The organism is Nocardia transvalensis (assembly GCF_015477765.1).
Lineage (GTDB): Bacteria > Actinomycetota > Actinomycetes > Mycobacteriales > Mycobacteriaceae > Nocardia > Nocardia transvalensis_A.
This window is the reverse complement of the sequence record NZ_JADLQQ010000015.1, coordinates 38,588-64,512: the sequence shown is the minus strand read 5'-3', so window position 1 is coordinate 64,512 and position 25,925 is coordinate 38,588. Positions and strand designations below refer to the sequence as shown.

The following is a 25,925-nucleotide window of genomic DNA, read 5'->3' as shown; positions in this document are numbered from 1 at the left end:
GCACCGCCATGTCCCTGCTCGCCACCGCCCTCGACCCCACCGTCAGCACGCTCGCCGAAGGCATCCTGCCCTGGATCAACCGCAAGGGCGGAGAAGCGCAGGACAGCATGCGCACGATCGCCTCGCTCGTGGCGATCGGATTCATGATCTACACGGCGATCAAATCCCGCGGCGCCATGTCCGCGATCCTGGTCGCCGGCCTGGTCGCCGGCATCTTCTTGTTCCTGGTGTGGAACGTCACCGCGGTCCGCGACCGGGTTGGCGACGAGGTCAACACGTCGCTGCCCGCCGCAACCAGGCCAGTGGACGGCGACCTCACCGCACCGTCCGCGCTGGCGATGTGGACAGGCGGACGCCTGTCATGACCGACACCGCCCCACCGACCGGCAGCGGCCGGATCAAGAACCGCAAGCGGGCCCGCAAGTTCCCGTACCTGATCGGCCGTACCCACACCGGCGAACGCATCCCCGGCGGCCCCTACACCCCCGTGCAATTTCTCGGTGCTGGCGCCGTAGTGGGGTTGCTGCTGCTCACCTACAGCTGGTGGAGCCGGTTCGGCAATCTGCCCCAGAACATCATGGTGCTGCTCGGCCTGCCCGCCGCCGCGTTGTGGCTGCTCGGCCGGATACCCCAGGGCGGCCGCAACCCGTTCACGGTGGCCGCCGGGGTCGCCAAGGGCGCCACCGCCGGACTCACCACCCCCCGCGTCGAGGGCATCCCGGTGCGCCTCCCGCGCCCGACCGCTGCGCTCGGCACGGTCACCATCACCGAGCCCCCCGCCAGCGGGCCCGCTCGAACCGCCTCCGCACCTGTGCCAGCCACTGCCGCGACCATCCCGCGGCCGCTCGGATCCGCGCACCTGCTGGCGCTGGCCCACGCCCAGGCGAGGAGGGCCGCATGAGAATGCAACCCACGTGGTTCATCGACGGCAATCTGCGCTGGACCCGTTCCGGCGTGGTCTACGCCGAATGGCTGCTGTCGGGAATCGAATACGGCTACCGCGGGCTGGACGACAAGAACTTGGCCCGCACCCTGCACAAACTGCTGCTGCGGTCCCTTCCCGGCGAGTCCCTGCTGATGGGCATCTGCGCCGACCTCGACCCGTACGCCGTCGTTGCGCGCATGGAGTCCGGCGTCGACCTCGACGCCCATCCTGCCTGGGCCGCCGAATGCGAAGCCACCCTGGACACCCTCGCCGAGTTCCGCCCCGGGCAACGGCTCTACTGGCTGTCGGTGCCGCTGGCCCACCACACGTGGCGCGATCGGCTCAGCGCCGCCGGCCGCGCCGCGATGATCTCGCTGACCGACCTCGCCGGCGCACCGCGCCAACTGCCCACCCCGGAGCAGTTGGCGGTTCGCCGCCATCAGGCCGAACTGATCGCCGCCAACATCCCGGCCTATTTTCGCCCGGTCCCGGTCACGCCGGCCCAGATGGCGTGGCTGCATCAGCACAACCTGCAGCGCGGCCTCAGCATGGATCTGGACATGCCGCCGTCGCGTTATCCGGGACGGGAGAAGACCAACGCAGCATTCCCCGCGCCCCTGCTCGACGAAGGTGCCCAGAGCGACCGGCCCGACCACCCCTGGCGGGCCCGTCGCATCCCCACCTTCTCGCGGGTCGTCAAGATCAGTCAGCCTTCCGCGGTCGAACCCCCGCCGCCCAGCTATCAGGCCATCCTGGCCCTGGCCGACACTCCCGCCGGCGGTGAAGATTTTCCCGGCAGCGAATTCCTCGGCCTGGCCGACGATCTGCCCGGCGTCGATGTGGACTGGGCGATCCTGCTCGCCGTCCGCGGCCGTGACGAAGTCCTCAAGGCCAACCAGCGTGCGCTGATCAACCTGCAGGACCAATACCACCAGCGATCCGGTGAACTGAGCCACGGCCACAGCATGCTCGACGCCGCCGCAGAGGACCTCGCCGAATACGCCGCCGAGCTGGAAGCCGACCACAACGAAGTCGAGGTGCAGGCCAGCTTCCTGTTCGCCCTCGGCGCCCCGACCGAAGAGGCTGCAGCGCAGAACGCGCGCGCGCTGGCCCGCACCTTCGACGCCTCCCACTACCGGCTTGTGCAGCCCCTGGGCCGCCAATGCGACCTGTGGTGGGCGATGACCCCCGGCGCGCCGCGCCCGCGGATGCTCGACGACTACCTGCAAATCACCACGTCCACCCACTTCTCCGGGTACGTGCCGCTCGTCTCGGCCGAAGTCGGCGACACCAGCGGCCCGCTGCTGGCGCTGAACATCAGCTCGCCCCGCGTCGGTGTCGTCCACCACGACGTGGCCAGCAAATCCGGCTCCGACGTGTCCGGCTCGATCGGCGTGTGCGGCAACCTCGGCTCCGGCAAATCGGTGTTCATCAAGACCGTCGCCGGCGCTTTCGTCGACCGGGGCGGCCAGGTGGTGGTGGTCGACCACACCCAGCTCGGCGAGTACGCGTCCTGGGCGAAAACCATCACCGATGCCACCATCGTCGACCCGTCGCAGTCGAGCTGGTCGATCGACCCGCTGCGAGTGTTCGCGCCGCGGCGAGGCGCCGAGGTGGCCGCCAGCATCTTGCTGCCCCTGTTGCAGATCCAGCCGGATGACGATTTCGGTCTGCTGCTGACCAGCGTGCTCACCGCCGACTACCGGGCCGCGCACGGTCTGCTGGGCGGGGGCCTCTACGAGCTGACCGAGCATCTGGCCACCGACTGCAGCGACCCGTGCGCGCCCAAGCTGGCCAAGAAACTCGGTGTCTACCGCGACCAGAGTTACGCCGCCAGCCTCTTCTCGCCCGACCCGCCGCCGCTGGTGACGACGTCGCCGGCCATCGTGTTCCGCACCCACCTGGTGCAACTGCCCAGCCAGTCGCAGATCGAGCAGGCTCACCTGTTCAAAGAACTGCCGCTGGAAAAACGCGTCGGTCGCGCCCTCTATGCGCTGATCGCCCACTACGCGCGGGAGCTGTGCTTCGGCGACCCCACGACCCCGGCGATGTACGTGCTCGACGAATGCCACCGCTCCACCCGCTCCGAGGAAGGCCTCGAGGTCTGCATCGAGTTCGTCCGTGAGGGCCGCAAGGAGAACGCATTCATCCTGCTCGGCAGCCAGGACCCCGACGAGGGCATGGGTTCGGAAACCCTGCGCGGCCTGATCCCCACCAAGGTCGCGATGCGCCAGCAGAACCTGCCACTGGCGCGCAAGAGCCTCGCCTTCGTGGGCCTGGACCCGGATGATCCGGGCCTGCTGAAAGAGCTGATGGAGGAAACCAGCCCGGTCGCGGGCAAAGACCCTCAGACCGGCCGCGAATACGTCGAACCCGCCCGCCGCGGCGAAGGGTACCTCCGCGACGCCTGGGGCAATGTGGCCCGCATCAAGGTGCTGCCCCCGTCGTCGCCGGCCCGCCGGGCCGCGGTCATGACCACCCCGACCGAGCAGCGCCGCCGCGCCAGCACCCTGGTGTCCCTATGATCCCCCGGCCGGTGCGGTGTTCGGCCTGCTGGATCTGGGCGGCCCGATGGCGGCGCGTGCTGATCCGCGCCGTCGTGGTCTACCACGTTGTGGGCATCGCGGTCGCCTTGTTCGCCGCCCCTGCCCACGCCCAGGACGGGCAGGGTGGGGTGCCGGACAACGAGGTCTTCTCGTGGATGGACATCAAAGACAGCCACGGCATCAGCGTGTGGCGCTACTTCATGTCCCTCGATCACGGCAACGCCCGCAACCCCGGCAAGTTGATCTACGCGTTCGTGATCGAATGCGAGTACGAGATCTATCGGGGCATGACCGCGGCCACCATCTGGGTGCTCGACTACACCCTCAAATTCGATTGGCTCACCACCCTGCTGGCGCCGGTCCGCAGCATCGGCGGCAGCCTGACGGCGATGACCGGGCAGATGAACCTGGCCGGCACGCTGCTGACCGCGGCCGCCCTCGTCGCCGGCTGCTGGATGTTGCGAGGCCGTTGGGCCACCGGGGTCTACGAGATCGTCATGTCCTGCCTGATCGCCGTCGTCGCGGTCGGTGCGCTGTCCAATCCGGTCGACCGGGTCGCCGGACCCGATGGGGTGGTCATGCAGGCGCGGGACGCGGGCCTGCAACTGGCGGCCGGGATCACCCACAACGGGGACACCGCCGCCAATTCCGACGACATGGTCGACCAGCTCAGCCAGTCGCTGGCCGACACCCTCATCCGTCAGCCCACCCAGATGCTCAACTTCGGCCGGGTCATCGACGCGATGCCCGGCCCCGAAGGCCAGCAATGCGTCCAGGCCTGGAACCACGGCTTCGACAAACATCCCGGTAACACCCGAGACACGTTGAAGGACAACGTCCGCCGATGCGAAGGCGGCGGCAATGGGGTGTTCGACGGCAACGGCGGCCCGATGAAGGCCTACGCCGACAACCCCGGACCCAACCAGATCGCCGCCGGGCTCGCGCTGATCATCGGCGGACTCGTGCTGATGCTGTTCGGCTGGGCTCTGGCCTTCGCCGTCTTCGCCGCCACCTGCACCGCGCTGTTCCAGGCATTGAAAGCCATCCCGGGCCTGCTGGCGGGCATCGCGCCCGGCGTGGCCCGCGGCGGCCTGTGGAAGATTGCCGCCAACCTCGTGATGGCCCTGGTCACCATCGTGTTCGCGTGTGTCTTCGTCGCCGCCTACATGATCGTGATCCGGGACTTCTTCGCCACGCCGGACGGCAACCTGTTCCGCAAGATCTTTCTCACCGATCTCGTGCTGGTCGCCGGGCTGGTGATGTTCCGCCGCGGCGTCCGCTCGATCCGCAGCCTGTCCGACGTCCTGGCCAGCAAACTCGCCACCCGCCCGGGTGCCGCACCCACTCACATCCACCGCACCACCCCCCACGCCGGCATGCTCCAAAGCGCCTACTACGGCGTCCAATTGACCGGGCAGGCCGCCCGCACCGGCAGTCGCGCCGTGCGGGCCGCGCGATCGTTCACCGCCACCCAGAAAGCGGCCGCGTTCGTCGGCGCTCACGGTGCCGCCGCCACGATCGGCACGGCCGCCAGCGGCGGCGCCGCCGCCGCGGTCTGGAGAGCGTGGAAGGTCGCACAGAAAGCGGCGGGCGGCACCCACATCCTCCGATCTGCCGCCGAGAAGAACGCGCCCACCACGATGGCATCGGACTCCGGCCGCCGCCCCACCGGCGACCCATCACCGCACGAACAGCAGATGGCCGCCGTCCGCCAGGAGCTCGCGGCGGCCCGCCACTCCCACCGACCCCGCCCGGACGAGGTCCACAAGCCCGGCGTCAAACGGCGCGTCGGCACCGCCATGCCCGTCACCCAGCTGCGCCGCGCCACCACACAACCCCGCGCCACCGCCCCTCGCGGCGCCGCCGCTACCGCGAGGCCCACGCCGCCCGCCGCCCGCCCGCCAGCTAGGCCATGAACGGCAAGCGGGCGGTCCTCGGGCTGGGTGCGCTCGCGACCGCCGGTCTGGTGGCGCTGATCGGCATCCCTCTGCTCATCCTTGCCAGCACGGCGAACTACCAAGCATCGAGCATTTGCGGCTCCCCGGACCTGCCCGCCGGAGCGGCCGCGCCGCCCACCGACCCCCGGGCACTGGCCGAGGCCCAACGGCGAAACGTCGCCACCATCGTCGCCGTCGGCGAACAACTGGGCCTGCCCGAGCAGGCCGTCGTGATCGCCCTGGCCACCGCCTCCCAGGAATCCGGCTTCAGGATGCTGGCCAACGACGGCACCGACCCGCGCCTGGCACCCGAGCAGAAAGACGTCATCAAATCCCTGCAGTACCCCCACGACGGCGTCGGCCGAGACCACGGCAGCGTCAACATGTTCCAACAACAGTTCCCCTGGTGGGGGACGCTGCCCGAGCTGATGAATCCGCAGATCGCGGCACTGAAGTTCTATCAGGCCCTGGAGAAGGTGCCCGGCTGGCAGACCATGCCGGTCACCGTCGCCGCACAAGCAGTGCAAGGCAGCGCGTTCCCCGCCGCCTATGCCCAGCACGAGGCCCTCGCCCGCAGCCTGCTGGCCGCTAACCGCGGTGCCTCCGCCGGCGCGCCGCCGCTGCCCACCGGCACCACCCGCGACGCCGCGGCCGCGGAAGCCGACGACGCGGGCAACGACATCCTGTGTGGCACCGGTGCCGCAATGACCTGCCCGGCCACCAATGACCCGGCCGAACAGGGCCTAACCCCCGACGCGCTGCGGGTGCTGCGCTGCGTCGCCCAGACCTTCGGATCCCACCGGTGGGCGACCATCGGCGACCGGCCCGCCGGTGTCGACCGCGACCATCAGGAAGGCCGCGCCGTCGACGTCATGGTCAGCAGCCGCGCCGACGGCGACGCGATCGCGGCGTGGGTCATCGACCACGCCGACGCCCTCGGCGTCCGCTACGTCATCTGGTACGAGCAGATCTGGCAGCGGCCCGGGATGGGACAGGCGGGACAGTGGAGCGCCTACACCCACCCGACCGCCGGCAACACCGCCGACACCGCCGCGCACCGCGACCACGTCCACATCAGCGTCTACGGCGACCAGGCCGGAGCCGCCGCCGCCACCCCAGGTGACGGCACCGCCCGCCTCCCCCTCGACCCCGGCACGTACACCCTCACCTCCCACTACGGCCCCCGTGACGGCAGCTTCCACGCCGGGATCGACTTCGGCGCCCCCGCGGGCACCCCCATCTACGCCGTCACCGGCGGCACGGTCACCCAGGCCGGTGATTCCGGCGACGGCTACGGCCAATGCGTCCATATCGTCTCCGACGACGAAACCGTCGAAACCCTCTACGCCCACCAGCTCGCGGGCGGCATCAAAGTCCGGCCCGGCATGCACGTCACCGCCGGTGACCTCATCGGCACCGTCGGCGAGACCGGCGACGCCGACGGCCCCCATCTGCACTACGAAGTCCGCCTCAACGGGCGCAGCATCAACCCCGAGTCCTACCTGACCGCCAAGGGACTGCACCCGTGACACCCAGACACCACCGCCACCACCCCGCCGTCGGCGACGATATGGACACCCCGGCCGGGCATATGGACGGTCCACCCGCCGAAACGGCCGGCGATATGAACGTGACCCCCGATGGGTCCCGCCACCCACGGCGGCGTCAGGTCGTCCGGGTCGCCGCGGGGGTCGTCGCTGCCGGATTGCTGTATGCGGCGCTGCACTACTGCGGAGCACCCGGCGACCGCCACCCGTCGACCACATCGACCAGCCCGACCACCGGCGTGACCAGCCCGACCGCCGGGCCGACCAGTGGCGGCGCCACATCGCCATCGGCATCGCCCACGGGTGGTGTCGGCAGCGACGCCGACACCCCGCCGCCCCCGGCCCAGACCGCCGCCGCCGTCGCCGTCGCCCGCGCATTCGCCGCCGATCTGGCCACTCCCGGCGTCGGGTTCGAGGACTGGTGGTCACGAGTGGCCAGGTGGACTTCGCCGCAACTGGGCGACAGCCTCCGCCACACCGATTGGCGGCGTGTCCCCGCATCGCAGGTCGTCACCGTGACCGTCCGCGCGGCGGGCCCCACCGTCACCGATGTCGAGATCGTCTACGACACCAGTCCCTCCATCGGTGTGCGTGCCGAACGAGGCCCGCAGGGGTGGTGGGTCACCACAGCGCTGCCGATGCGCACCCATTACTGACATCCCGAAACCCACCGCCGAACAATCCGGGACAAGTCTCGTCCTGGCGACCGACGCCGCCGCAACGCACAGCGCTTGTTCGGGCAGTGGTGGGTGAGTGTTCGACACCTGTGCGACGAATGCCCGGCGAATATTCGGCGACAGGTCGCCGAGCGGAGCGCTGATGTTCGGCGAGGGTTATGTACACCGCGGGGCCTGGGAGGGGCGCTCCGGTCCTCGGAGTCGTGGATTCAGGCCCGGAGCGTACCTCCCTTGGCACGCGAATGCGCGCGTAACACGCGGCAGGTGTTCGACGGGTGTTCGACCGATGTCAGCCGGTTGTTCGGCACATGTGCGGCCACTGTACGCCGATCGTTCGACGCGTACCCGCGAAAGCGCTTCGCTCCCTGCTCCCAGCGCCCGCGAGCGGCGGCCGTCACACGAGCTCCCGCACCTGACCTTCCTGTCTGCACAGGGGCCCTCGAGGCCCGACGCGCACACGTCAGGAGCTCAGGTGAACCCATCGAAACGACCCGCAGATGTTCCGGCACGCACCGCGCTCGTGCGGTCGGTACTGACATTCATCACCGACGGTTGGAACTGCCGGATTCTGCCGGCCCCTCGGTCGGTATCCGCCAGCCCGCCGACCACGGCCCCGCACGACGGATCCCCGAGGCCTCGGTCGTGACCGGCACCGAGCCGGTCACCGCGGCCTGGGCCCGGCGCTCGATCCCGGTGCCCATGCCGGGCGACCACCCTTGCCGCCCCGCCGCCACCGCCTCGCAACCCGAGCGTGCTCTCCGGCGCGATCGGACGCCACGTCTCGAGTGGCCGACACCTGCCACCGGCCGACCGGTCGCCGACCACCACTGGGTGCTTTCACCGACCACCCGACCGGCCGCCGCCCGCGGCGCATCGACCGCCAGCACGCTGCCCGCAGTTTGCCGCCGCCCCGTCGTTCGGTGGCCGTTGCGGCGGCGCACCTGAAAGAAGGGGAGCACCTCATGCCCGGCAACCGTCCCTCCGCCCCGGACCGCGCCGGCCACGGCAGGTGGGCCGGCGGGTCCGTGACCGACGACGACGTCTTCGCGCTGATCACCCTGATGGCGTTCGCCGTCCCCGCCGGACTCGTGGCCGTCCCCGGCTGGCGCGACCCCGCGTTGCACTGGCTGGTGGACCACCACGTGTTGGTGACCGCTGCGGCTCATCCGATCTGGACCCTGCCCGGCGATGTCGCAGGGCTCGACGCCCGCCGCCTGGTCCTCGCCGCCGTCGTCGTGCTCGCCGTCCTCACCTTCTTGAGCAGTTGGGCCTGGCACCGCCACCGGCGCCTGCTGCACAGCCGTCTGACCGGAGGTGACCGGTCATGACCCCGCCACCCGACACGTTCTTGGGAAAAGCAGTGGTCGCGGCGATATCATGCGAAACGTCCAACGATTCGCGGTCTCACCAACCGCGCCAGCGAAAGAAGCGTCCGATGCCCGAGACGTCTGCTTCGCGTACCCCGAAAACCGGGTCAGCGCGTCAAACCCCCTGCTCTACACCCGAATTCACCCCGTCCGTTACACTGTCGCCGGAGCCGACGATTGTGCGCGCGGGGGTGGTTCCCCAAGTCAGCCTGTCGCCGGTCGGGTCTCAGACCCCACCCGCGCAGGGACCGATGACAAGGAAACTGCGCGGGGTCCACCCCCCCGCAGATTCTCGCCCTATCGGCACGCCCGTCCTCTTCAATGGGCGCCGCGTCCGCCGCGACGGCCCCGGAACCGTTCCCATCACCGACGCCCGTGCCCACCTGGGCGGGCAGCAGAAATCCGGCCGCACCCTCGACGATCTCGCCGCACTCACCGCACTCCCACGACCGGTCCTCAGTGTGGTGTTGCGCCATGACAGCAGCAACGTCGACGCCGAGGTCGCCCGCCGCATCCTCGCTATACCTGTCGGTCCGTTGCCCGCCACCGAGACCGCCCCGGCGCTCGGCGCCCAGCGGCGGCTGCGCGCGCTGGCCGCCATGGGACATCCCCCGGCCGCGCTCGCCACCGCGATGAAGGTGCCAGAACAGACCGTCACCGGCCTGCTGGCCGCGCTCCCCGAATCCCGCACGATCCCGGCAGCGTTGTGGCGCGCCATCGACGCGACCTACGACGAACTGTCCATGACCGTCGGACCCGACAGCGCATTGCGCGACCGTGCCCGCACCGACGGTTGGGTGCCTCCACTGGGCTGGGACGACGAGGAGATCGATGACCCGCGGGCCCGCGCGCATTCCCCACGGGCGGCGCTGGGGATCGACGAGGTGGCCATTATTCGCCGCGTCTGCAACGACCACCGGGTCAACCTGTCCCCCGGCGAAGTGGACCTGATCCTCGACCTGGCCGCCCGGTCCCGATGGAGCATCCAACGACTGGCCGACGTTCTGGGCAGCTCGGTCGAGACTGCCGATCAACGGCTACGCCGATACGTCAAGCGCAGCGGCCTCAAGCAGCAGGAGACCATCACCAAATATCTTGGGCTGGCTCGCAATTCCAGTGGTGTGTGCCCGGACTGCCATAAATGCGTCTACGCCACCGAGCAGGACGCTCGCCGTGCCGCCCGGGGTCTGACGTCCGAACAGGATCGGCAGTATGCCTACCCGTGCCCGGTGACTGCCGGAAGCTGGCACACCGGTGGTCGGCTAGCTGCGGCACGAGCCGCAGCCCTGCAGCCGCCTGCCGCCGTTCCGGGCAGACCGGTCGAAGCCGCCACCACCAACTGGCTCGGGCCGGCTCGCAATTCCAGTGATGTGTGCCCGGCTTGCCACAAGTACGCCTATGCCACCGAAGACGCCGCTCGCCGAGCCACTCGGAGTCTGCGGTCCATGCATGCCTACCCGTGCCCGGTGACTGCCGGGATGTGGCACACCGGTGGTCGGTTGGCTGCGGCACGAGTCACCGTCACCCAGCCCGCAGCTGCGCCGGTCATCGAGTTGTCCCGGTCGCGAACCGCCGTCTCTCTGGGAACAGTCGCATGACCAGCGCCAAGGATGTCAAGGACTTGCTTACACGGGCTCGGGCCAGGGGATGGGTTCACCTGGGACTCGACGGCCGCGGCCATCATCGTCTGCGATGGCCCGACTCCGGCGAGGAACTCAGCATCGCCGCCACCCCGCGGCAGGCGACGACCCTGGCCAACGACGAGGCGCGCCTGACCCGCATCTCCGGACCACTCAGACCCAAACCCGGTGCCGGGCAATCCAAGTCAGCCCGCGCGGCACGACGTCGCCGTGCCCTCGATCAACAGAGTCAGGCGCGTTCCCGACGTGGCCGCCAACAGCGCAAGCGAACCCCGCCGCAGCCCCCCGAACCCGCGGAGTGGCAGCAACGACTGCAGGCATGGAGATCCGCGCACTGGGGAGACCCGGCGCTGCGGGCCACGCTGGTAAAAGCACTGGCCGACGTCCTCCTCGTCACCTTCACCCAAGTCGGCACGCATGGCCGGCCGATCGTGCTGATGCCCGGACGGAACGGCAGCACCGTCATCGCCGGCGCCATCGACCCGCAGCAGATTGCGCACTCGGTGCTGACCGCAGTATTCGACGCCCGGCCTGCCGACGACGGATCCACCGCCGGGAAACAGCGGCACCACCAACTACAGGCATGGAGCGCCGCGGCATGGAGCGACTCCACCCGGCGCAGCACCTTGGCCCCGGCGCTGGGCACGGCTCTCGTTGCCGCCCTGCGGTCGGCGGGCCGGCACACCAGCGCGGTAATCCGCCCGGACGGCGCCACCCGCTTCGTGATCCTCGGCGCATACGACCTCGAAGCGGTCGCCGATCACCTGCTGGTCACTCTCTGTGAGGCACCGTCGGGCGACATCACTGCTCCCAGTGCCGCCTTCGCCAGCTGAGATGCTCGGATCCCGAATCCGTGCGGGATGTTGCCCGGTGCGGCGGTCGCCGCATCGGGCAGACCCGATCAATCAGGCCTTCTTCGCTCCGGTCTTCTTGGTCGCGGGCTTCTCCGCCGTGGCCTTTTTTGCTGTGGCCTTCTTCGCCGTGGCCTTCTTCGCCGTGGCCTTTTTTGCTATGGCCTTCTCCGCCGTGGCCTTTTTCACTGTGGTCTTTTTTGCCGTGGCCTTTTTCGCTGCAGATTTCTTGGTTACGGCCTTCTTGGCCGGCTCCGCGGCCGCCTTCTTCGCCGCGGCAGTCGCCTTCTTGGTGGTGGCGGCCGACGACGGTGTCCTCTTCGCCGGCTTCTTGGCGCCGGCCGACGTCTGATCCTTCTCCTTCTTCGAAGCCTCGGCGAGGATGCGCCGGACGGTCTCCCTGCTGATGTCGGCGATCTTCTCCTGCTGGAGGTATTCGGCGAGCCGGGCCATCGTCCACTTACCGAACGACAACCCGAGTTTCGCAGGCGGGGTGCGGTGAAGTTTCACAATCCGGTCGCGCAGCTCGGGAGTGACCTTGTAGGGCTCCCTCGGCGTGGGCGGCCCCGTCCTGGTCTTGCCCTTCCGCCACCCCTTGCCCGGGTGTTCCTGCATCGTCTTCCACACTTCGGCCGCGACGAACAACGATTCGCCGGGCCAGCCGGGCTCGCGGGCGACCGCCTCCACCCCCCACGACTGCAGGACCTGCCGTGCGATGCGGGCCTCTTTGACGTTCCGGATGAACTTGACATCCGACGCGGACAGCAACTCCTTGGCAAGGAACCGGTCGACCTCGGGATCGCTCAACCCGCGCTCGCGCAGTGTGCGTCGCGCTGCGGCGACATCGAACTCTGTCACAGCCGGCCTCTCCTCGCTCCCAAGGGACATTTCACGCACCTCTACCATAGTGTCTGGTGCATTATCGCCCAAATTGGTGTAGGCCGGATCTCCGTCGTGCGGCAACATTCACCCTGCCCGGAGCTACCGTTGAGGAAACGGATGGCCGTGACTGGGCACCGGATGACGGTTTGCCCGACCGGTGATCATCTGCCGGGGAAGGAGGTCGACATGCGCAACGCCCCGGCGAGCGTGCCGGCATCCCGTGGTCGCAACTGCTTCCACCGTGCAGGGCGTGTTTCCTCGAGCAGCAGGCCGGCGCCGTCTCCGTGGTGCACCCGGCGCGGTGGGCGCTGGTGCTGCACGACTGCTGCGGGATCGGCCTCGAGGAGGGGGAGGAGAATGCGGAAGGCACCAGTGGTCCGGGTCGAGGAATCGGCCCAGCCGACATACCGGTCGACGTCCCCACATCCCGCACTCACCTGGTGTGCAAGGAACACTTCCTCGAAATCGTGACCCAGCCACTGCCCGGCGTATGCCCGAACTGCGGGCACGTCAGTCGTTCGATCACCGATATCGTCGATTGGGCCATGACCTTGCAGGAAGGCTTCCCGCCTCGGGCATGACCCAATCGACGAATTCGCACGCGGGCGTCATTCGCGGACCAGGCGACCGCGGTCGAACTCGACGCCACCCCACACCCCGGTCTGATGAGTCCGCCGCGCGAATTCGCGGCAGTCGAGCCGCAGCGGGCACATCCCGCACACCATGCGGGCGTAGGCGAAGTCCTGGCTGGGGTAGGGGAACCACAGTTCGGGATCATCGCCCGTGCACGCGGGGCGTCGCTGGTCGTAGTCACGCGCGGCCGACAGCGACAGCATCCGATCCAGGGTGATCAGCACGGTTATCTCGGTCTTCTGCCGGACGGTCATCGAGTACCTCCTGGCCACCTGCCCCCGGAGAACGCGCACCAGCGGCAGCGCGTCCGCCCGAAAGCCCGCGGCGGGCTAGTGGATTCACGCGGGGTGGTCGGCCCCGGAACGGTGGACAAATAACAGGATAATGCGTCTTGCATTCTCGATCAAGGGTGATGCGCGCAGTCCTCGGATCAAGCGTCGAGGTCGACACCGAACCGTCTGCCACCTGCGGTTCCGCAGGACCGAGACACTCGGACACTGCGGTCTTGTCAGCACTGTGCCGATGCGGCAACCCCCGTCACGACCTCCCGGGGAACCGATCCGTCTCGACTGTCGTGGTCGCTGGCTAGCGTCCGCCCTGTCCGAGCCGGTGCCGCTCGTGCGGCCGATCAAGGAGGAGCGGGATGTCGACGCCGAGGCTTTATCGATGCCACATCCACTTCGACGGGGTGAAGACCCGCCCCGACCCCCTCCGCTGCCCGGACCTGTGGGTGATGGACGACAAGCGGCCCGTCGACTCCGTCGACCCCTACACCGATTTCGAATCGGCACTAGAGGTGGCCCGCCAGGTCAGCCGCAACGGAGGATCAGCCACCGTCACCTACCGTGCGCCGGGCAGCCGGAAGACGGTCACCTGGGTCCACTTCGGCCCCTGGGACGTGGCCATCGACGAATTGATCGAGGAGGCCCACCGGTGACCGCGACCGCCACCACAGAGCCACGAAACGACCAGACCCCGCGCCGGGCCAAGGCACTGACCGTAGGCCAGGTCCCTACCCTCTCGGCGGCCCAAATCGGTCGCCGGATCGACGCCCGGTTCAAAGATCTGGTGACCGTCGCGATCGCGGACGCCACGTTCCCCCTCGCCCCTTCGGTCCGCCGGCTCCTCCGCAGCGAACCACGACTGCCCGAATGGCTGGACGCACTGATGTGGGCGGAAGGCGAGCTCCAGGTCGCCGCCGAACGGATGACCGTCGACCACGACCCCCGCCTGGACATCACCAACGGACAACTCGACGCGATCCGGCGCCGCCTCGACGAGGCCCGCCAACTGGTTTCCCGGCGCCGCCGCGACACCCACCAGCAGAGCCTGCCGCATCGCATCACCGTCAACGCCGAAGCCACCGCCCGAAAATGGCTCACCGACGCATTTCCCGGTGAATTCCGATCCCTGCTCGAGGCGGTGCTGGCAGAACGCAACCTCGCACAACCCGACCGCGAATGCCACCGCAACATCTTCGACGCCGTCGAGCACGGTCACGCACACGGCTGGCTCGACGACGAAATCACGCCGGAGGTGCGGCACCTACTGAGCGTGTCGGAGAACCGGATGCGGGAGGTCGCCCGGGCCGACGCCCGCGATCAAGATGCTCGCTGCCAGGCATTGGGGCATCCGCTGCTGCTGCGACGCTGGCATGTCGCACTCAATCAATTGGCGGAACAGACCTACCGCCAAGCCGGTGCTGCCAGCCCGCATGCGCTCGGGCCGACACCGCCGATCCTGTTGGCGCCGATCGATCGCGACCAGGCACGGGCCGTGCTCAAGGCACGCCGATTCCTGGCCGCGGTGTTGCAGCGTCGCATCGAATGCGGCCACCTGCTCCGAGAGGCGGCCGCCGACCTCGAGCACCGCAAACAGAACGACCCGCACCGCATCGCATTCGCCAAGGCCAAGGCGCACGCACGGGACCTGCTCGCCCAGGAACACCCCATCGCGTTCACCTACATCCGGGATCGCCTGCGCGACTACGAGAACCCGCGTCGGCCCGGGGTCCTCGACCTGGATCTGCTGCCGGACGACCACCGCCGCGGCCAGATCAAACGCGAAGTCGTCACCGCCGCCCGCGCCGCCAGCAGTGTCCCCGGCGCCCCCCAGGGAGCCGACGGCTGCAGTGTCGCCAACTCGCGGGAAACGCGTCCGACAAAGTGCGATCGGAGTGCGTCATGACCGAATCCCGACTGATCGGCCGCCGAGAGCCCCTGCTCACCGCCGCCGACGAGGTCGACCTCGCCAAGGCGATCGAGGCCGGCCTGTACGCCGAACACCTTCTGGCCGACGGACACTGGACCGTCGCCGCCACCGCCGAAGACCTCGCCGCGCTCGCAGAACTGGGCCGACAGGCCTTCCACCGTTTCATTCGCGCCAACGAAAACCTCGCCAGGTTCTGGGCGCACCGATGGCGCTGCGGCCACCGCAGCGGGGCCTCCCTCGATCACGACGACCTGACCATGGAAGGGCTCCTCGGCATCATTCGCGCGATCCAGAAATGGGATTACCAGCGGGGTCTGAAGTTCTCGACCTACGCCAGCCACTGGATCCGCAACTTTCAGCACAGGGCCATACTGCGTTCCTCGCCCCTGAAACTGCCCGAGCACGCGGCATTGCTGAGCCAGCAGTTGCTCGACGCCGAACACCACCTCACAGAAAAGTCCGGCAGTCGGCCGAGCGTGCAGCAACTGGCGCAGCACATGGAAGTGTCCGAGCAGGTTGTTCTCGCCCTGCTCGACGCCCTGCGCCCGGCCCGATCACTGGACGAACTATTGAACGCCGACGGCGACCACGGCTACGCCCTCGCCGCGCTCATCGCCGACCCCTCCGAGGCCCACTCTGACCGGGAGAACGCCATCGACCTCCCGGTGTTGATGCACACCCTCACCCGCCGGGAACGCGAGGTCATCGAGATCATGTTCGGCCTGGCCGACGGCCGCGCCCGGATGGTCGCGGAGATCGCCGCCGACCGCGGACTTCGCCCCGATCTCGTCTCGCAAGTAGCCCGCGCCGCCCTCACCAAGATGCGCGCCGCCGCCGCGCAGACGCGGCAGGCGGCCTGACCCCGAGTCACCGGGAGGAGAGCCAACAGATGACCGGCACGACCACGCACCCGCAGCCCCGCCCCCATCAGCGTGAGGCCCTCGCAGCGCTCGACACCGAGTACCGGACCGGCGCCGACCGGGCACAGATCCGCATGGCACCCGGCACCGGCAAAACCCTGATCGGGCCGTGGCTCGCGCGTCGGCTCAGCGCGCGAACCGTCGTAATCTTCACCTCCTCCATCGCCCTGGTCGCGCAGACGATCACCCAATGGCGGCGCAGCGGCCTGCCGATGCACACGCTTGCAGTCTGCAGTGACCCCACCACCAACAGCGGGCGTGACGAGATCGGAGTCGACGGCATCGACCCCTACCGTGGCGTCCACGACAGCACCGGTGTCACCACCCACGCCGACGTCGTCACCCGGTTCCTGCGCCGGGACACCCCTGGAGACACCCTGACGGTGCTGGTCAGCACCTATCACTCCGCCGCGGTGATCCGCGACGCACTGCACTATCTCGATGCTCCGCTCGACTTGCTGATCGCCGACGAGGCTCATCATCTCGCCGGCCGGGTCGACGAACGGTTCCAGCCGGTCCTCGACACCGACGCCATCCCCGCCCGCCGCCGACTGTTCCAAACCGCCACCCCCGTCGTGCTGGGCAACCTGGCGACCGCGGATCCCCTCGATGAACTGACCGGAGCCGTCGACCGCCTGTACTCCATGGACGACCCTCGAACATTCGGCCGCATCGCCTACGAGATCCCGGTCGGGGAGGCCGTTGCGCAGCGGCTGCTCACCCCCTACCGGGTCGTGGTCGGCACCCACCGCATCACCCGCCGCAACGGCCCGACCCAAGCCGCCCTTGCCGTCCTCGACGACACCGTGTCCCGGTACGGAATCCGGCGGATACTCACCTTCCACAACCGCGTCGCCGGCGCCCGCCGATTCGCCGAGCGTATCAATCGGCTCGGCGAGATCGCCGGCATCCGAGCCGAGGCGTACGCCGTCGACGGGTCTATGCCCGACCGGCAACGCCGAGATATTCTCGACACCCTCACCGACCCTGCCCGCGCCGGCATGATCACCCTTGTCGCGTCCGCGCAATGCCTGCGCGAAGGCGTCGACGTTCCCGCGGTCGACGCGGTGCTGTTCGCCGATCCCCGCTCCAGCGTCACCAGCATCATGCAGGCGATCGGCCGGGTCCTGCGCCCGCATCCCGACAAGGACGTGGGCACGATCATCGTTCCGGTCGTCCTCGACGACACCGACGACGACCTCGACCAACTCGCCGACAGCCCCTACAGCCACGTATGGAGAGTCCTGCGCGGACTGCGAACCCACGATGCACGCATCGCACTCGACCTCGACCGGGCCCGCGCCACCAGCAGCCCCGGCACCGTCGACCCCGGCCAGCTCCCATGGCTTACCGTCGTCGGCGGTGAGGAGCCCGGCCGCGTCGTCGCCCGCCTGCTCGAGCGGACCTCCGCGATCTGGGAGATGTACTTCGGCCTGCTGACCACCGCCGCGCAACAGCACGGCAGCGCCTCCGCCGTCACCGCGACCACCGTTGTCGACGGCAAACGCCTGGGCATGTGGGTGGTCGGTCAACGCGTCCGCTACAGCCAGGGCCTGCTCGGCTACGACCGGATCCGCCGCCTGGAAACCGTTCCCGGATGGCGCTGGGCCGCGGCGGCCGCCGCGGACGAGCGCACTCTCACCGTTCTTGATCAAGTCGTCGCCCGACACGGCACCCTGACCGAAAACCCGTGCGGCGACAGCATCTACACCGGGCTCCGGGACGGATTGAACCGCCCGCTAGGACTGTGGGTCGCCACCCAGATCTTCAAATACCGCGACGGCGAACTCGATCCGACACTGCAGATCGAACTCGAAAAGCGGCCTGGATGGACCTGGAACCCGCTGTCGGCCGACGACGACGCCGGCGTGGAGGCCCTGCGGAAATTCGTTGCCTGGGAGGGTCACACCAACGTTCCCGACGACCATGTCGAAGACGGCTTTCCCCTAGGGGCATGGCTCGGCAGGGTTCGCCGCCGCAAGGTGTTCGGTGTTCTTCCGCCCGCCGTGGAGACGATGCTGTTCGCCGCGATCCCGCCGGATACCTCTGCCAAACGCGAGCGGCGATTTTCCTGGAAGTCGTCGGAGACCTGGTGGGGGATCGGCATTCAGGCCGCGCGGCAATTCACCACTCGCACAGGCAGTCTGGACGAGCTGCCCGTCGACCACGTAGAGGTCGTCGACGACTACCCCTTTCACCTCTATCACTGGGTCAACCGGGTCCGACTCGGCCGCCGCAAAGGCGAGCTCGATCCCGAGCGTGCCGAGGAAGTAGAAGCCCTCCCCGGCTGGCAGTGGCGCGGCGAGCGCCACCAGCGCGAGTGCGGAGAACCGATCGATCTGGGAAAGATCCCGCACGGCCGCCGCGGCTATTACGCAGGCTGCTCCTGCGCCATCTGTCTCCGGGAAGCGCGCGCCTACGCCCGCGCCCACGCACGAACACGCCGCGAAGTGTACCGCACCGACTGGGTGGACGCGTTCGACGTCGCGGCGCATCTGCAGCAGCTGCTGGCGCAGGACCCCACCACCGACCGCTCTGATCGGCTCTTCACCGTCGGCGCCATCGCCGCCGCGGCCGGTGTCAGCACTGGCGTGGTGCAGGGTCTGGTCAAAGGGCGGATGACGAAGTGCCATCCCGTTCACCGCCGCGTGCTGCTCGAGTTGACCGTCGAGGATGTTCTCGCGGTGCGGTCCGTTCCTCGCAGCCGCGGCCGCTGGGGCATCGCCGGGCAGGGGATCAAGGTCGACCCGGCACCGACCTGGGCGCTGGTCGACGATCTGTTCGCGCACGGCTGGACCACCGCCGCGATCACCGCAGGGATGGGATACGCCCGCACCAGCAGCCTGCCGTTCGACCGAGACTCGGTCTCGGCCAGCCACGCCAAGATGATGCGCCTGTTCTACGACTCCCTCCACGGCGACCTGACCCCACCGCCCCAGCCGCCGCACCGCAGTCGGCGCCCCGGCGCCCGACCGGTCAACAAATTCGACAGCCAGGCCGAACAATTCGCCCGCGATCTTCTGCTCCAGGGTTATCAAGTCCCGCATGTCGCGCGGCGCACGGGACTGTCGCAACCCCTGGTGTCGGCCATCGAATCCACATTGCGACAAGCAGAGGGACGGAGGGCTGCATGACCGCGTCGCGCCCGGTGTGCCCGGCTGTGTACTCGATCGCGCGGCCGACGAAGGTGACGCCGATCCCGAGCAGCCTGCCGCGCCACGGGAAGTACAAGACCAGCAAGATCCGCATCTGTCGGGCCGCCCACGGTATTCCCGCACGCGTCCCTGAGGCGGAGGTCCGCGCCCACATTCAGACATTGCGGAGCTGGGGGTTCACGGACACGGCGATCGCAGCCGCCGCCGGAGTCTCACAGAAGACGGTCTGGCTCATCCGGCACGGCACCTACCCCACCAGTCAGATCGACCGGGCCGCCCGTCTCATGACCGTGACCCATATCCCGGTGCCGGCGCAAGCAGGGCTGATGGTCCCCAACATCGGAACCAGCCGGCGCCTACATGCGCTGATGGCAATCGGGTGGCCCCAGCGTCGCCTCGCTGCGCGACTGGGTGTGTCCCAAGCGGCGGTCCACCAGTACACCATCCACCGCTGGGTTCGATACGAAACGTGGCGGGCGATCTGCGATCTGTACGAGGAACTCTCGGGCACGCCAGGACCGTCTCCGTCCTTGGCCAAACAATCTCGCGACCGAGGCTTCGCGCCGCCACTGCTCTGGGACGGGCTGGACATCGACCACCCCGCACACGAGCCAGCACCGGACGAGACCACCGAGATGCCAGGCATCGTCGACGAGGTCCTGCTGCTCCGCATCCTGCGCGGTGAGCACACCGGCGAGATTTCCAGGGCGGAACGACAAGCCGTCCTCGATCATGCGGTCGAACACGGCTGGACCCAAACCAAACTCGCCGAAGTCCTCAACATCCACAGGGGCGCGGCCGCACGCGCCCTGGCCCGACACCGCGCGAAAAGGCGGGAGGCCGCATGACGCGCGTCCGCCCAGAGACCCCCGCGGCACCCGGGCAGCACACCCGGTCGGCCGCCACCACTTGTACCAGAGTGCATAAAGCATTATGTTTAAACATGTCGCACTACTGGATGAGACCAACCATCTCACCGCCGCTTAGCTGGACACCCCGGGTGGCTCGGGGTCCCGCCAACCCGCTGAACACAGTTCTCATCGGGAAAGGAGTTTCGCTGTGCCCGACACCGCAATTCCTGCACACGATTCGACCGGAAACCGGGTCAGGATCCCCGCCATTGCCCGTCGCCCCGAGGGCTGCGTCTCGCCCGGCCACCTGAGCAGCGCCCCCGGTGACCGCCATCCCACGCCAGATCACGCTACGGATCCCGACCCGATCACCGCCTTGGTCAAGGAACAACTCGAGATCGGCCCGCGCGAAGGACGTCGCCTGCCGACATGCAGGTGCGGTGAGGAATGGCACGGACTACCGAAGCCGGCGTGCTCGGGATCCTGGCGTCCACATCCGGTCGATCCGACCGCTGGCTCGGCTCCGGCAACGGGATGAGCCACGTTGTCCGTCCGCGTCCCAGCCGATGTGACGGGCGCCGCGGATTTCTGTGAACGAGAAGGAGAGTCCCCACCATGAGTCTGAGTACGACGCTGATCGTGGCCGTGTGGGTCGTGTGGATCCCGCCAATTGTCATCGGTGTACGCAGCGTCTGGCTCGAGGCGACCGAGCGCCCTGAAGACGCTGCTCGCCTGCGGCGATGGGGTGCCCCCGCGATCGGTCTAGAGCTGGGCAGCTACCTGGCGGCTGCCGCGTTCGCCGAGATCACCACTGCCTACCGCGTGGTCCTGATCGTGTTAGCCCTGCTCATCACTCTGCTCACTGTGCTGGCCACTGCCGCGCGGATCGAACGGCGAGAATCCAACCACCGGGCCACCACCCCGCCTCCCCGCGGTCGGCAGCCGCAGAGGTTTACCGATCGGACCGAAGCTCAGCTGACATTGCTGGATGCCGTGCGCGCCGCGGTCGATCGCGGCGAGTGGATCGCGCGGCAGTGGCAGCGCCGGCATATCGAACTCACCTACACCGAGCACCGCGAGATGCCGACCGACCAGCGGTGGCGACACGACTCCGGCCTACAACCGCCGCATGGATCTGCACGTCACCTTCGGGTGGACCGGGATGCTGCGTCACGCGATCCTCGTCCAAGCCCCGGCCCCCTGGATGATGCCCCACCGCCGCGAAATCACGATCGACGAAGCGGTTCAGGTTCTCGACAACCCCAGCGGCGCATGGCTTGACGCGGTCGGCTGAACAAGATTCTCGACGGTCTTGAGCGTCCACCCCTGTGCTCCCTTTCTGGCCCACCGGCGCACCCGCCAGGGACACATTGAGACGCCAACCGCAAAGCGCACCATCCTGGAACCTGTCGAATCCGCGTGGCGAGACCGACCATCTCCCACTGCATTTCAAGGTCCAACGACTATCCCCAATCCGGTGAACATCCTCGCCCGGCGCATCACCGGCTGGATGCGTGCGACCGCCCACCGCGGCCGCGCGACCAGCACCTGCATCATCACCTTCTCGCTCGCTGCACTGGGCATCGCCCTCGTCAACACCCTGGCGCCCTGCCGAGAAGATGATCCGAGACACCTCTGGATCTGGTAACTCACGAACATCGTCGGATCTGGCTTCGGCGATCACCACGCCGCCCCGAGCCCCTCGACAATCGCACTGTTCCGCTTCGAGAACAACTTGTAGCAAAATGCAAGATGCACTATCATAGAAGCGTCACATTCGTTCGCGGGACCGACCACCCCGCTATCCCCGAGAGGTAGTGCTGAATGCCGGGTTTGGGAACTGCTATCACAGCTGTCGACGCTTGCGGACGGGCAGGAGTCCCGTCGTTGCTGGTGGGCGATCCGGGCGTGGGCAAATCCAGCGTCGTCAAGACCCTCGCCGCCGCCCAGCAGGTGCCTTGCGAGATCGTGCTGGGCACCATCCGCGACCCCGCCGACATCGGGGGATACCCCCGCGACCGAGGCGACGACGAAATCGTTCTCATCCCCGGCCGGTGGGCCAAGCGGCTGCGCGACGCGGGACGGGGCTACCTGTTCCTCGACGAGCTGACAACCTGCCCACCTGCCGTGCAAGGCGCGATGCTGTCGGTTGTGCTGGACAAGAAGGTCGGAGACCTCGAACTGCCCAAGGACGTGATCGTCGTCGCGGGCGCGAACCCTCCCGGTGCCGCCGCTGGCGGGTACGAACTCGAACCCCCGCTGGCAAATCGGTTCTGCCACATTCCGTTCGCCCCCAGCACGGACGAATGGCTGGACGGTATGGCGACCGGGTGGGCCGCGACGTCTTGCTCGCGAGCGGTCGCCGCCGACGAGGTCGCAACAGCAGCGGCCCGCGCCTGCGTGCTCGGGTTCATCAAGACCAATCCCACCCTGCTGGACGGGTTCGCCCAGGCCGAACAGACCAGCGGCCCATGGGCTTCTCGCCGGACCTGGGACATGCTCGCCCGTGCCCTCGCTCACGTCCGTGCCGATGACACCGACGCCGCCCAGACCCTGGCATTCGGCCTGGTGGGGCCGGGCACGGGGCAACAGTTCCTCTCCTGGCGCAAGGACGCCGACCTGCCAGACCCAGACGCCGTGGTCGCCGATCCGGGAATCTTCGACTGGGCCAACGCCCGCGAAGACCGGGTGTACGCGGTGTTGACGGCGGTGACCGCGTGGGCGACCAGCCGTCAGACGGCCGAGGCATGGCGTTCGGCGTGGAAGCCAGTGGTGGCGGCGGCACGGGCAGGCCGCGTCGATGTGGCGGCGGTGGCCGCGCGCACCCTCGCACAGGCGCGTCCGGCCAACGCGGTTGTGCCGAAAGAGGTTCGCGAGTTCGCCCCCGTACTGAAAGCGGCGGGCATCACCAAGGATCGGAAGGCGGCGGCATGACCGAAATACGGCCCCTGAACCCGGCCGAGCGCGAGGCATTCCAGCTGGCGCGGTTGGTCGTGGTCGAACTGCGCCCCTACTTCGCCGTCGCCCTGTTCGCCATCCGACCGGTGGCCGCGCCTGAGTTGGGCACTTTCGGTGTCGACGAGCGGTGGCGGCTCTACCTGGACCCCGATCTGCTCGTCGGCCCGTGCGCCTGGTCTCCGGATCAGGCCGGTGCGGCGCTGCTGCACGAGGTCGGGCACCTGATCCGCGCCCACGCCGATCGAGCCAGAGACGTGGCCCCGCAACCGGTCTCGGAGGTCGCCTGGAACTACGCCGCCGACGCGGAGATCAACGACGACCTTCTCGCGGCGGGCATCCACCTCCCTGACGGCGTGATCACGCCCGACATGCTCGGCTGCGAACCCGGCGGCGTCGCCGAGGACTACTACGAGGCCGTACGCCCCCCAGACACTGGTCCCGCTACCGCACCACCCGATCCGATGTTCGGCGACGAACCCGGTTGCGGGTCCGGTGCAGGCTGCCGAGCGCAGTCCTGGGAGCAACTGCCGATCGACTCGGCCGAAGGGCTGACACCCGCCGACGCCGATCTGGTGCGCCGCGATGTCGCCGTCGCCGTCCGGGACGCGGCGGCCACCGGACGAGGAACCGTCCCCGCCGGACTCACCCGGTGGGCCAGCGAGACGCTGGCTCCGCCGCAGGTGCCCTGGAACCGGTTGCTGCGCACCGCCCTTCGCCGTGTCGTCGCCAACAAGGCGGGCTGCACTCACCCCACCTACACCCGCCCGTCCCGGCGCAATGTGCCCGGCGTGATCCTTCCCGCCCTGCGGGCGGTCGCGGTGCGGGTCACCCTCGTCGTGGACACCTCCGGCTCGATGAGCCCGAGCGATCTGGACACTGCTCTGGCCGAAATCTCCGGCATCCTGCGCTCCACCGGAATCGACCGCGACAACATTCGCGTGCTGGCCTGCGACGCGGCGAGCACCGAGCCGCAGCGCGTGCGATCGGTCGCCGACATCCAGCTCGTCGGCGGCGGCGGAACCGACATGCGAGTCGGCATCACCGCCGCCACCACCACGAGACCGACGCCCCATGTCGTCGTTGTGCTCACCGACGGGTACACCCCGTGGCCCACCAGCCCGACCCGCGCCCAACTGATCTGCGTCATCATCGGCAACCCGCACGCCACCCCACCGCCGTGGGCGATGACTGTGCATGTGCCCACCGGAGCCTCCAACGAGTCCCGCTCCGCCTCGGCGGTGACGCGATGACCGACAACGCAGACCTGTTCAGCTACGCCGAGCGCGTTCTCGCCGACACCGGCATCACCCCTGCCCAGGTGCCGCAACTGACCGCCGCCGACGCCGCGCAATCCGCTGCCGCCGAGGCGCTGCGAGCGGGATGGCAAGCCGCCACCCGCCCCATCCCCGATCTGCCCGCTGCCGAGGAGGCCACAGCACAATGACCGTCGAATGGTTCGACCTGGCCCAGCGGATACACGCCGCACAGACCCGGCAGCCCGTGCAACGCCTGGCCTACGCCCTGTTCCGGCCGCCCGCGTCGGCCGTCGCCGTGCGCGCGACCATGCCCGGCGGCAAGCCCGCTCTGACCGTCGCGTCCTCGCCCGGAGGACAGGCGCAGGCCGCCGGTCGCGACGCCCTGGTGCTGCTGGCCGGGAACGGTGCGGCGATCACCGCCTCGACCCCTCCGACACTGCTCCTCGACGATCCCCGCACCCTCGGCATCCTCAAGGCACTGGCCCGCCAGCACGCCACCGACCCGGATACCGACGTGGCCGACGCCGCCGCGCTGTGCGGATGGTGGGCAGAGCGCGCCGACCATCCTGGAACCTCCGCCGTCATCGATCTGCTCGCCACCTCCCGAACCCGGTACCTGCTGGGCACAGCGCCCGCCGCAGAACGACAGGCAGCCGCGTGGCGAGAATGGTTCGGCATCACCGACGACACCTGCGCAGGAATGCACACCTGGGTGGCGAAAACCGCTGGCCCGCAAATTCTTCCGCCGCTCGATGCCATCCACAACGACGACGTTCGCAGCCTTCACCGTGCCCGCGACCGATTCCGTTCCGGCCGCGACTGGACCCGACCCGACAGCCCTTTGCAGGCCGCCGTCGGATTGCGGTCCCGCTGCGACAGCACCGACTTGTGGGAAGCCGCGCTTCTGACCGATCCGCTCTGGCGGCAACGCGCTGTCCACAGCGGCCACGTCATGACCGCCATCATCACCGCGACAGCGGCAACGGCCGCCCGGCCCGGCACCACCGTGCTGCGCTGCGACCGAATCGACTCCCGCTTGCGGGCCGGGGCGTCGGTCATCGGGTGGAACGGCCCGCTCGACACGATGCCCGCCGACCGAGAGCAGTTCACCGCCGAACTCCGCGACACCCGCATGGAGCACGGGCACCGAGTACTGGAACTGGCGGGATTCCGGTTCCGCAACGGGCGCGCGCCCGAATCAGACATGCGGGTCTGTGTGCTGCCCGCCCCGCCGCAACCGAAGGTTCAGGCGGTCACACGCGGCCGGTACTTCGACCTGTACGAGTGCCGACCCTGGATCACCGGCACCGATTCCCCGACACCGCAGCGCCGTGCCGTGCCGCTCGACATCCTCGTGGCCGCCGCCGAGGAATGAAATCTCACCAGTCGGCCCAATCCTCGCCGAACGCGCGTTACGCGCCGAATGCGAGATCGAGGAAGTCGACGACGTTGGCAGTGCGATGGCCTGAGAGCCTTCCGCCGATCCCTCACCCTGCATCGCTGCAGCAGCGCCACCACCGAATGCCGATTGCACGACAATGTAGTAAGCATTAAGATAGAAGTTGTCAA

General features: G+C 68.9%; 25 protein-coding genes. 22 read left to right on the top strand and 3 right to left on the bottom strand.

Translation table 11 applies throughout. The annotated features are described in order from the left end of the window. The first annotated feature begins 8 nt into the window (after positions 1-8). From IU452_RS34095 to IU452_RS34050, 10 genes are all read left to right on the top strand, one after another. Positions 9-365 (top strand): hypothetical protein, encoded by a 357-nt coding sequence (locus IU452_RS34095; protein WP_195113369.1) that lies wholly within the window; start codon positions 9-11, stop codon positions 363-365. Continuing rightward, complete coding sequence (locus tag IU452_RS34090) at positions 362-901, top strand: hypothetical protein (protein ID WP_195113368.1); 540 nt, start codon at positions 362-364, stop codon at positions 899-901. Before IU452_RS34095 ends, IU452_RS34090 begins: the two co-directional genes overlap by 4 nt. Next, positions 898-3,450: an ATP-binding protein gene (locus tag IU452_RS34085; protein ID WP_228819247.1), complete on the top strand. Its 2,553-nt coding sequence runs from the start codon at positions 898-900 to the stop codon at positions 3,448-3,450. Before IU452_RS34090 ends, IU452_RS34085 begins: the two co-directional genes overlap by 4 nt. Then, positions 3,447-5,387: a hypothetical protein gene (locus tag IU452_RS34080; RefSeq protein WP_195113367.1), complete on the top strand. Its 1,941-nt coding sequence runs from the start codon at positions 3,447-3,449 to the stop codon at positions 5,385-5,387. The genes IU452_RS34085 and IU452_RS34080 overlap by 4 nt, the downstream gene beginning before the upstream one ends. Further along, positions 5,384-6,937: a M23 family metallopeptidase gene (locus IU452_RS39055; protein WP_267467710.1), complete on the top strand. Its 1,554-nt coding sequence runs from the start codon at positions 5,384-5,386 to the stop codon at positions 6,935-6,937. The genes IU452_RS34080 and IU452_RS39055 overlap by 4 nt, the downstream gene beginning before the upstream one ends. Then, positions 6,934-7,611, top strand: a complete 678-nt coding sequence (locus IU452_RS34070) for a hypothetical protein (RefSeq protein WP_195113366.1) — start codon at positions 6,934-6,936, stop codon at positions 7,609-7,611. The genes IU452_RS39055 and IU452_RS34070 overlap by 4 nt, the downstream gene beginning before the upstream one ends. 573 nt (positions 7,612-8,184) lie before the next feature. Then, positions 8,185-8,577, top strand: coding sequence for a hypothetical protein (locus tag IU452_RS34065; RefSeq protein WP_195113365.1), 393 nt, complete (start codon positions 8,185-8,187; stop codon positions 8,575-8,577). 17 nt (positions 8,578-8,594) lie between these two features. Further along, the gene (locus IU452_RS34060; protein WP_195113364.1) at positions 8,595-8,960 is read left to right on the top strand and encodes a hypothetical protein; all 366 of its coding nucleotides are present in this window, start codon (positions 8,595-8,597) and stop codon (positions 8,958-8,960) included. 290 nt (positions 8,961-9,250) lie between these two features. Further along, a complete protein-coding gene (locus IU452_RS34055; RefSeq protein ID WP_195113363.1) occupies positions 9,251-10,597 on the top strand; it encodes a hypothetical protein in 1,347 nt (448 codons plus the stop codon). Continuing rightward, on the top strand, positions 10,594-11,472 hold the full coding sequence (locus tag IU452_RS34050) for a hypothetical protein (protein ID WP_195113362.1): 879 nt from the start codon (positions 10,594-10,596) through the stop codon (positions 11,470-11,472). The genes IU452_RS34055 and IU452_RS34050 overlap by 4 nt, the downstream gene beginning before the upstream one ends. A 72-nt stretch (positions 11,473-11,544) precedes the next feature. Here the strand turns inward: IU452_RS34050 and IU452_RS34045 are convergent, their stop codons facing one another. Continuing rightward, positions 11,545-12,378 carry a helix-turn-helix domain-containing protein gene (locus IU452_RS34045; protein WP_195113361.1) on the bottom strand — a complete coding sequence of 278 codons (834 nt, stop codon included), beginning with the start codon at positions 12,376-12,378 and terminating at the stop codon, positions 11,545-11,547. Between the two features lie 278 nt (positions 12,379-12,656). Between IU452_RS34045 and IU452_RS34040 the strand changes: the two genes are divergently transcribed. Then, on the top strand, positions 12,657-12,953 hold the full coding sequence (locus IU452_RS34040) for a hypothetical protein (RefSeq protein WP_195113360.1): 297 nt from the start codon (positions 12,657-12,659) through the stop codon (positions 12,951-12,953). A 27-nt stretch (positions 12,954-12,980) separates the two neighbouring features. Here IU452_RS34040 and IU452_RS34035 read toward each other — a convergent pair whose 3' ends face one another. After that, complete coding sequence (locus tag IU452_RS34035) at positions 12,981-13,208, bottom strand: WhiB family transcriptional regulator (protein ID WP_228819261.1); 228 nt, start codon at positions 13,206-13,208, stop codon at positions 12,981-12,983. A 440-nt stretch (positions 13,209-13,648) separates the two neighbouring features. Here IU452_RS34035 and IU452_RS34030 point away from each other — a divergent pair, with 440 nt between their 5' ends. Genes IU452_RS34030 through IU452_RS34010 form a run of 5 tightly spaced genes read left to right on the top strand, consistent with a single transcriptional unit; the run spans position 13,649 to position 20,139 of the window. After that, positions 13,649-13,942 (top strand): hypothetical protein, encoded by a 294-nt coding sequence (locus IU452_RS34030; protein ID WP_195113358.1) that lies wholly within the window; start codon positions 13,649-13,651, stop codon positions 13,940-13,942. After that, positions 13,939-15,192: a hypothetical protein gene (locus IU452_RS34025; protein WP_195113357.1), complete on the top strand. Its 1,254-nt coding sequence runs from the start codon at positions 13,939-13,941 to the stop codon at positions 15,190-15,192. Before IU452_RS34030 ends, IU452_RS34025 begins: the two co-directional genes overlap by 4 nt. Next, positions 15,189-16,076 carry a sigma-70 family RNA polymerase sigma factor gene (locus IU452_RS34020; RefSeq protein ID WP_195113510.1) on the top strand — a complete coding sequence of 296 codons (888 nt, stop codon included), beginning with the start codon at positions 15,189-15,191 and terminating at the stop codon, positions 16,074-16,076. The genes IU452_RS34025 and IU452_RS34020 overlap by 4 nt, the downstream gene beginning before the upstream one ends. Before the next feature lie 29 nt (positions 16,077-16,105). Continuing rightward, positions 16,106-19,270, top strand: coding sequence for a DEAD/DEAH box helicase (locus IU452_RS34015; RefSeq protein WP_195113356.1), 3,165 nt, complete (start codon positions 16,106-16,108; stop codon positions 19,268-19,270). Next, positions 19,267-20,139, top strand: coding sequence for a helix-turn-helix domain-containing protein (locus IU452_RS34010; RefSeq protein WP_195113355.1), 873 nt, complete (start codon positions 19,267-19,269; stop codon positions 20,137-20,139). The genes IU452_RS34015 and IU452_RS34010 overlap by 4 nt, the downstream gene beginning before the upstream one ends. A gap of 840 nt (positions 20,140-20,979) precedes the next feature. Here the strand turns inward: IU452_RS34010 and IU452_RS34005 are convergent. Beyond that, positions 20,980-21,249, bottom strand: a complete 270-nt coding sequence (locus IU452_RS34005; protein WP_195113354.1) for a hypothetical protein — start codon at positions 21,247-21,249, stop codon at positions 20,980-20,982. Positions 21,250-21,271: 22 nt separating this feature from the next. Between IU452_RS34005 and IU452_RS34000 the strand changes: the two genes are divergently transcribed. The 6 genes from IU452_RS34000 to IU452_RS33975 all read left to right on the top strand — a co-directional run bounded on the left by IU452_RS34000 (position 21,272) and on the right by IU452_RS33975 (position 25,731). Then, the gene (locus IU452_RS34000) at positions 21,272-21,436 is read left to right on the top strand and encodes a hypothetical protein (protein WP_195113353.1); all 165 of its coding nucleotides are present in this window, start codon (positions 21,272-21,274) and stop codon (positions 21,434-21,436) included. A gap of 183 nt (positions 21,437-21,619) precedes the next feature. After that, entirely contained in the window at positions 21,620-21,790 is a 171-nt protein-coding gene (locus tag IU452_RS33995) for a hypothetical protein (protein ID WP_195113352.1), read from the top strand. Positions 21,791-22,035: 245 nt separating this feature from the next. After that, positions 22,036-23,076, top strand: a complete 1,041-nt coding sequence (locus IU452_RS33990; RefSeq protein WP_324192996.1) for an AAA family ATPase — start codon at positions 22,036-22,038, stop codon at positions 23,074-23,076. After that, positions 23,073-24,350, top strand: a complete 1,278-nt coding sequence (locus IU452_RS33985; RefSeq protein ID WP_195113350.1) for a DUF2201 family putative metallopeptidase — start codon at positions 23,073-23,075, stop codon at positions 24,348-24,350. Before IU452_RS33990 ends, IU452_RS33985 begins: the two co-directional genes overlap by 4 nt. Further along, entirely contained in the window at positions 24,347-24,544 is a 198-nt protein-coding gene (locus IU452_RS33980) for a hypothetical protein (RefSeq protein WP_195113349.1), read from the top strand. Before IU452_RS33985 ends, IU452_RS33980 begins: the two co-directional genes overlap by 4 nt. Next, a complete protein-coding gene (locus IU452_RS33975) occupies positions 24,541-25,731 on the top strand; it encodes a hypothetical protein (protein ID WP_195113348.1) in 1,191 nt (396 codons plus the stop codon). Before IU452_RS33980 ends, IU452_RS33975 begins: the two co-directional genes overlap by 4 nt. Positions 25,732-25,925 lie beyond the last annotated feature (194 nt).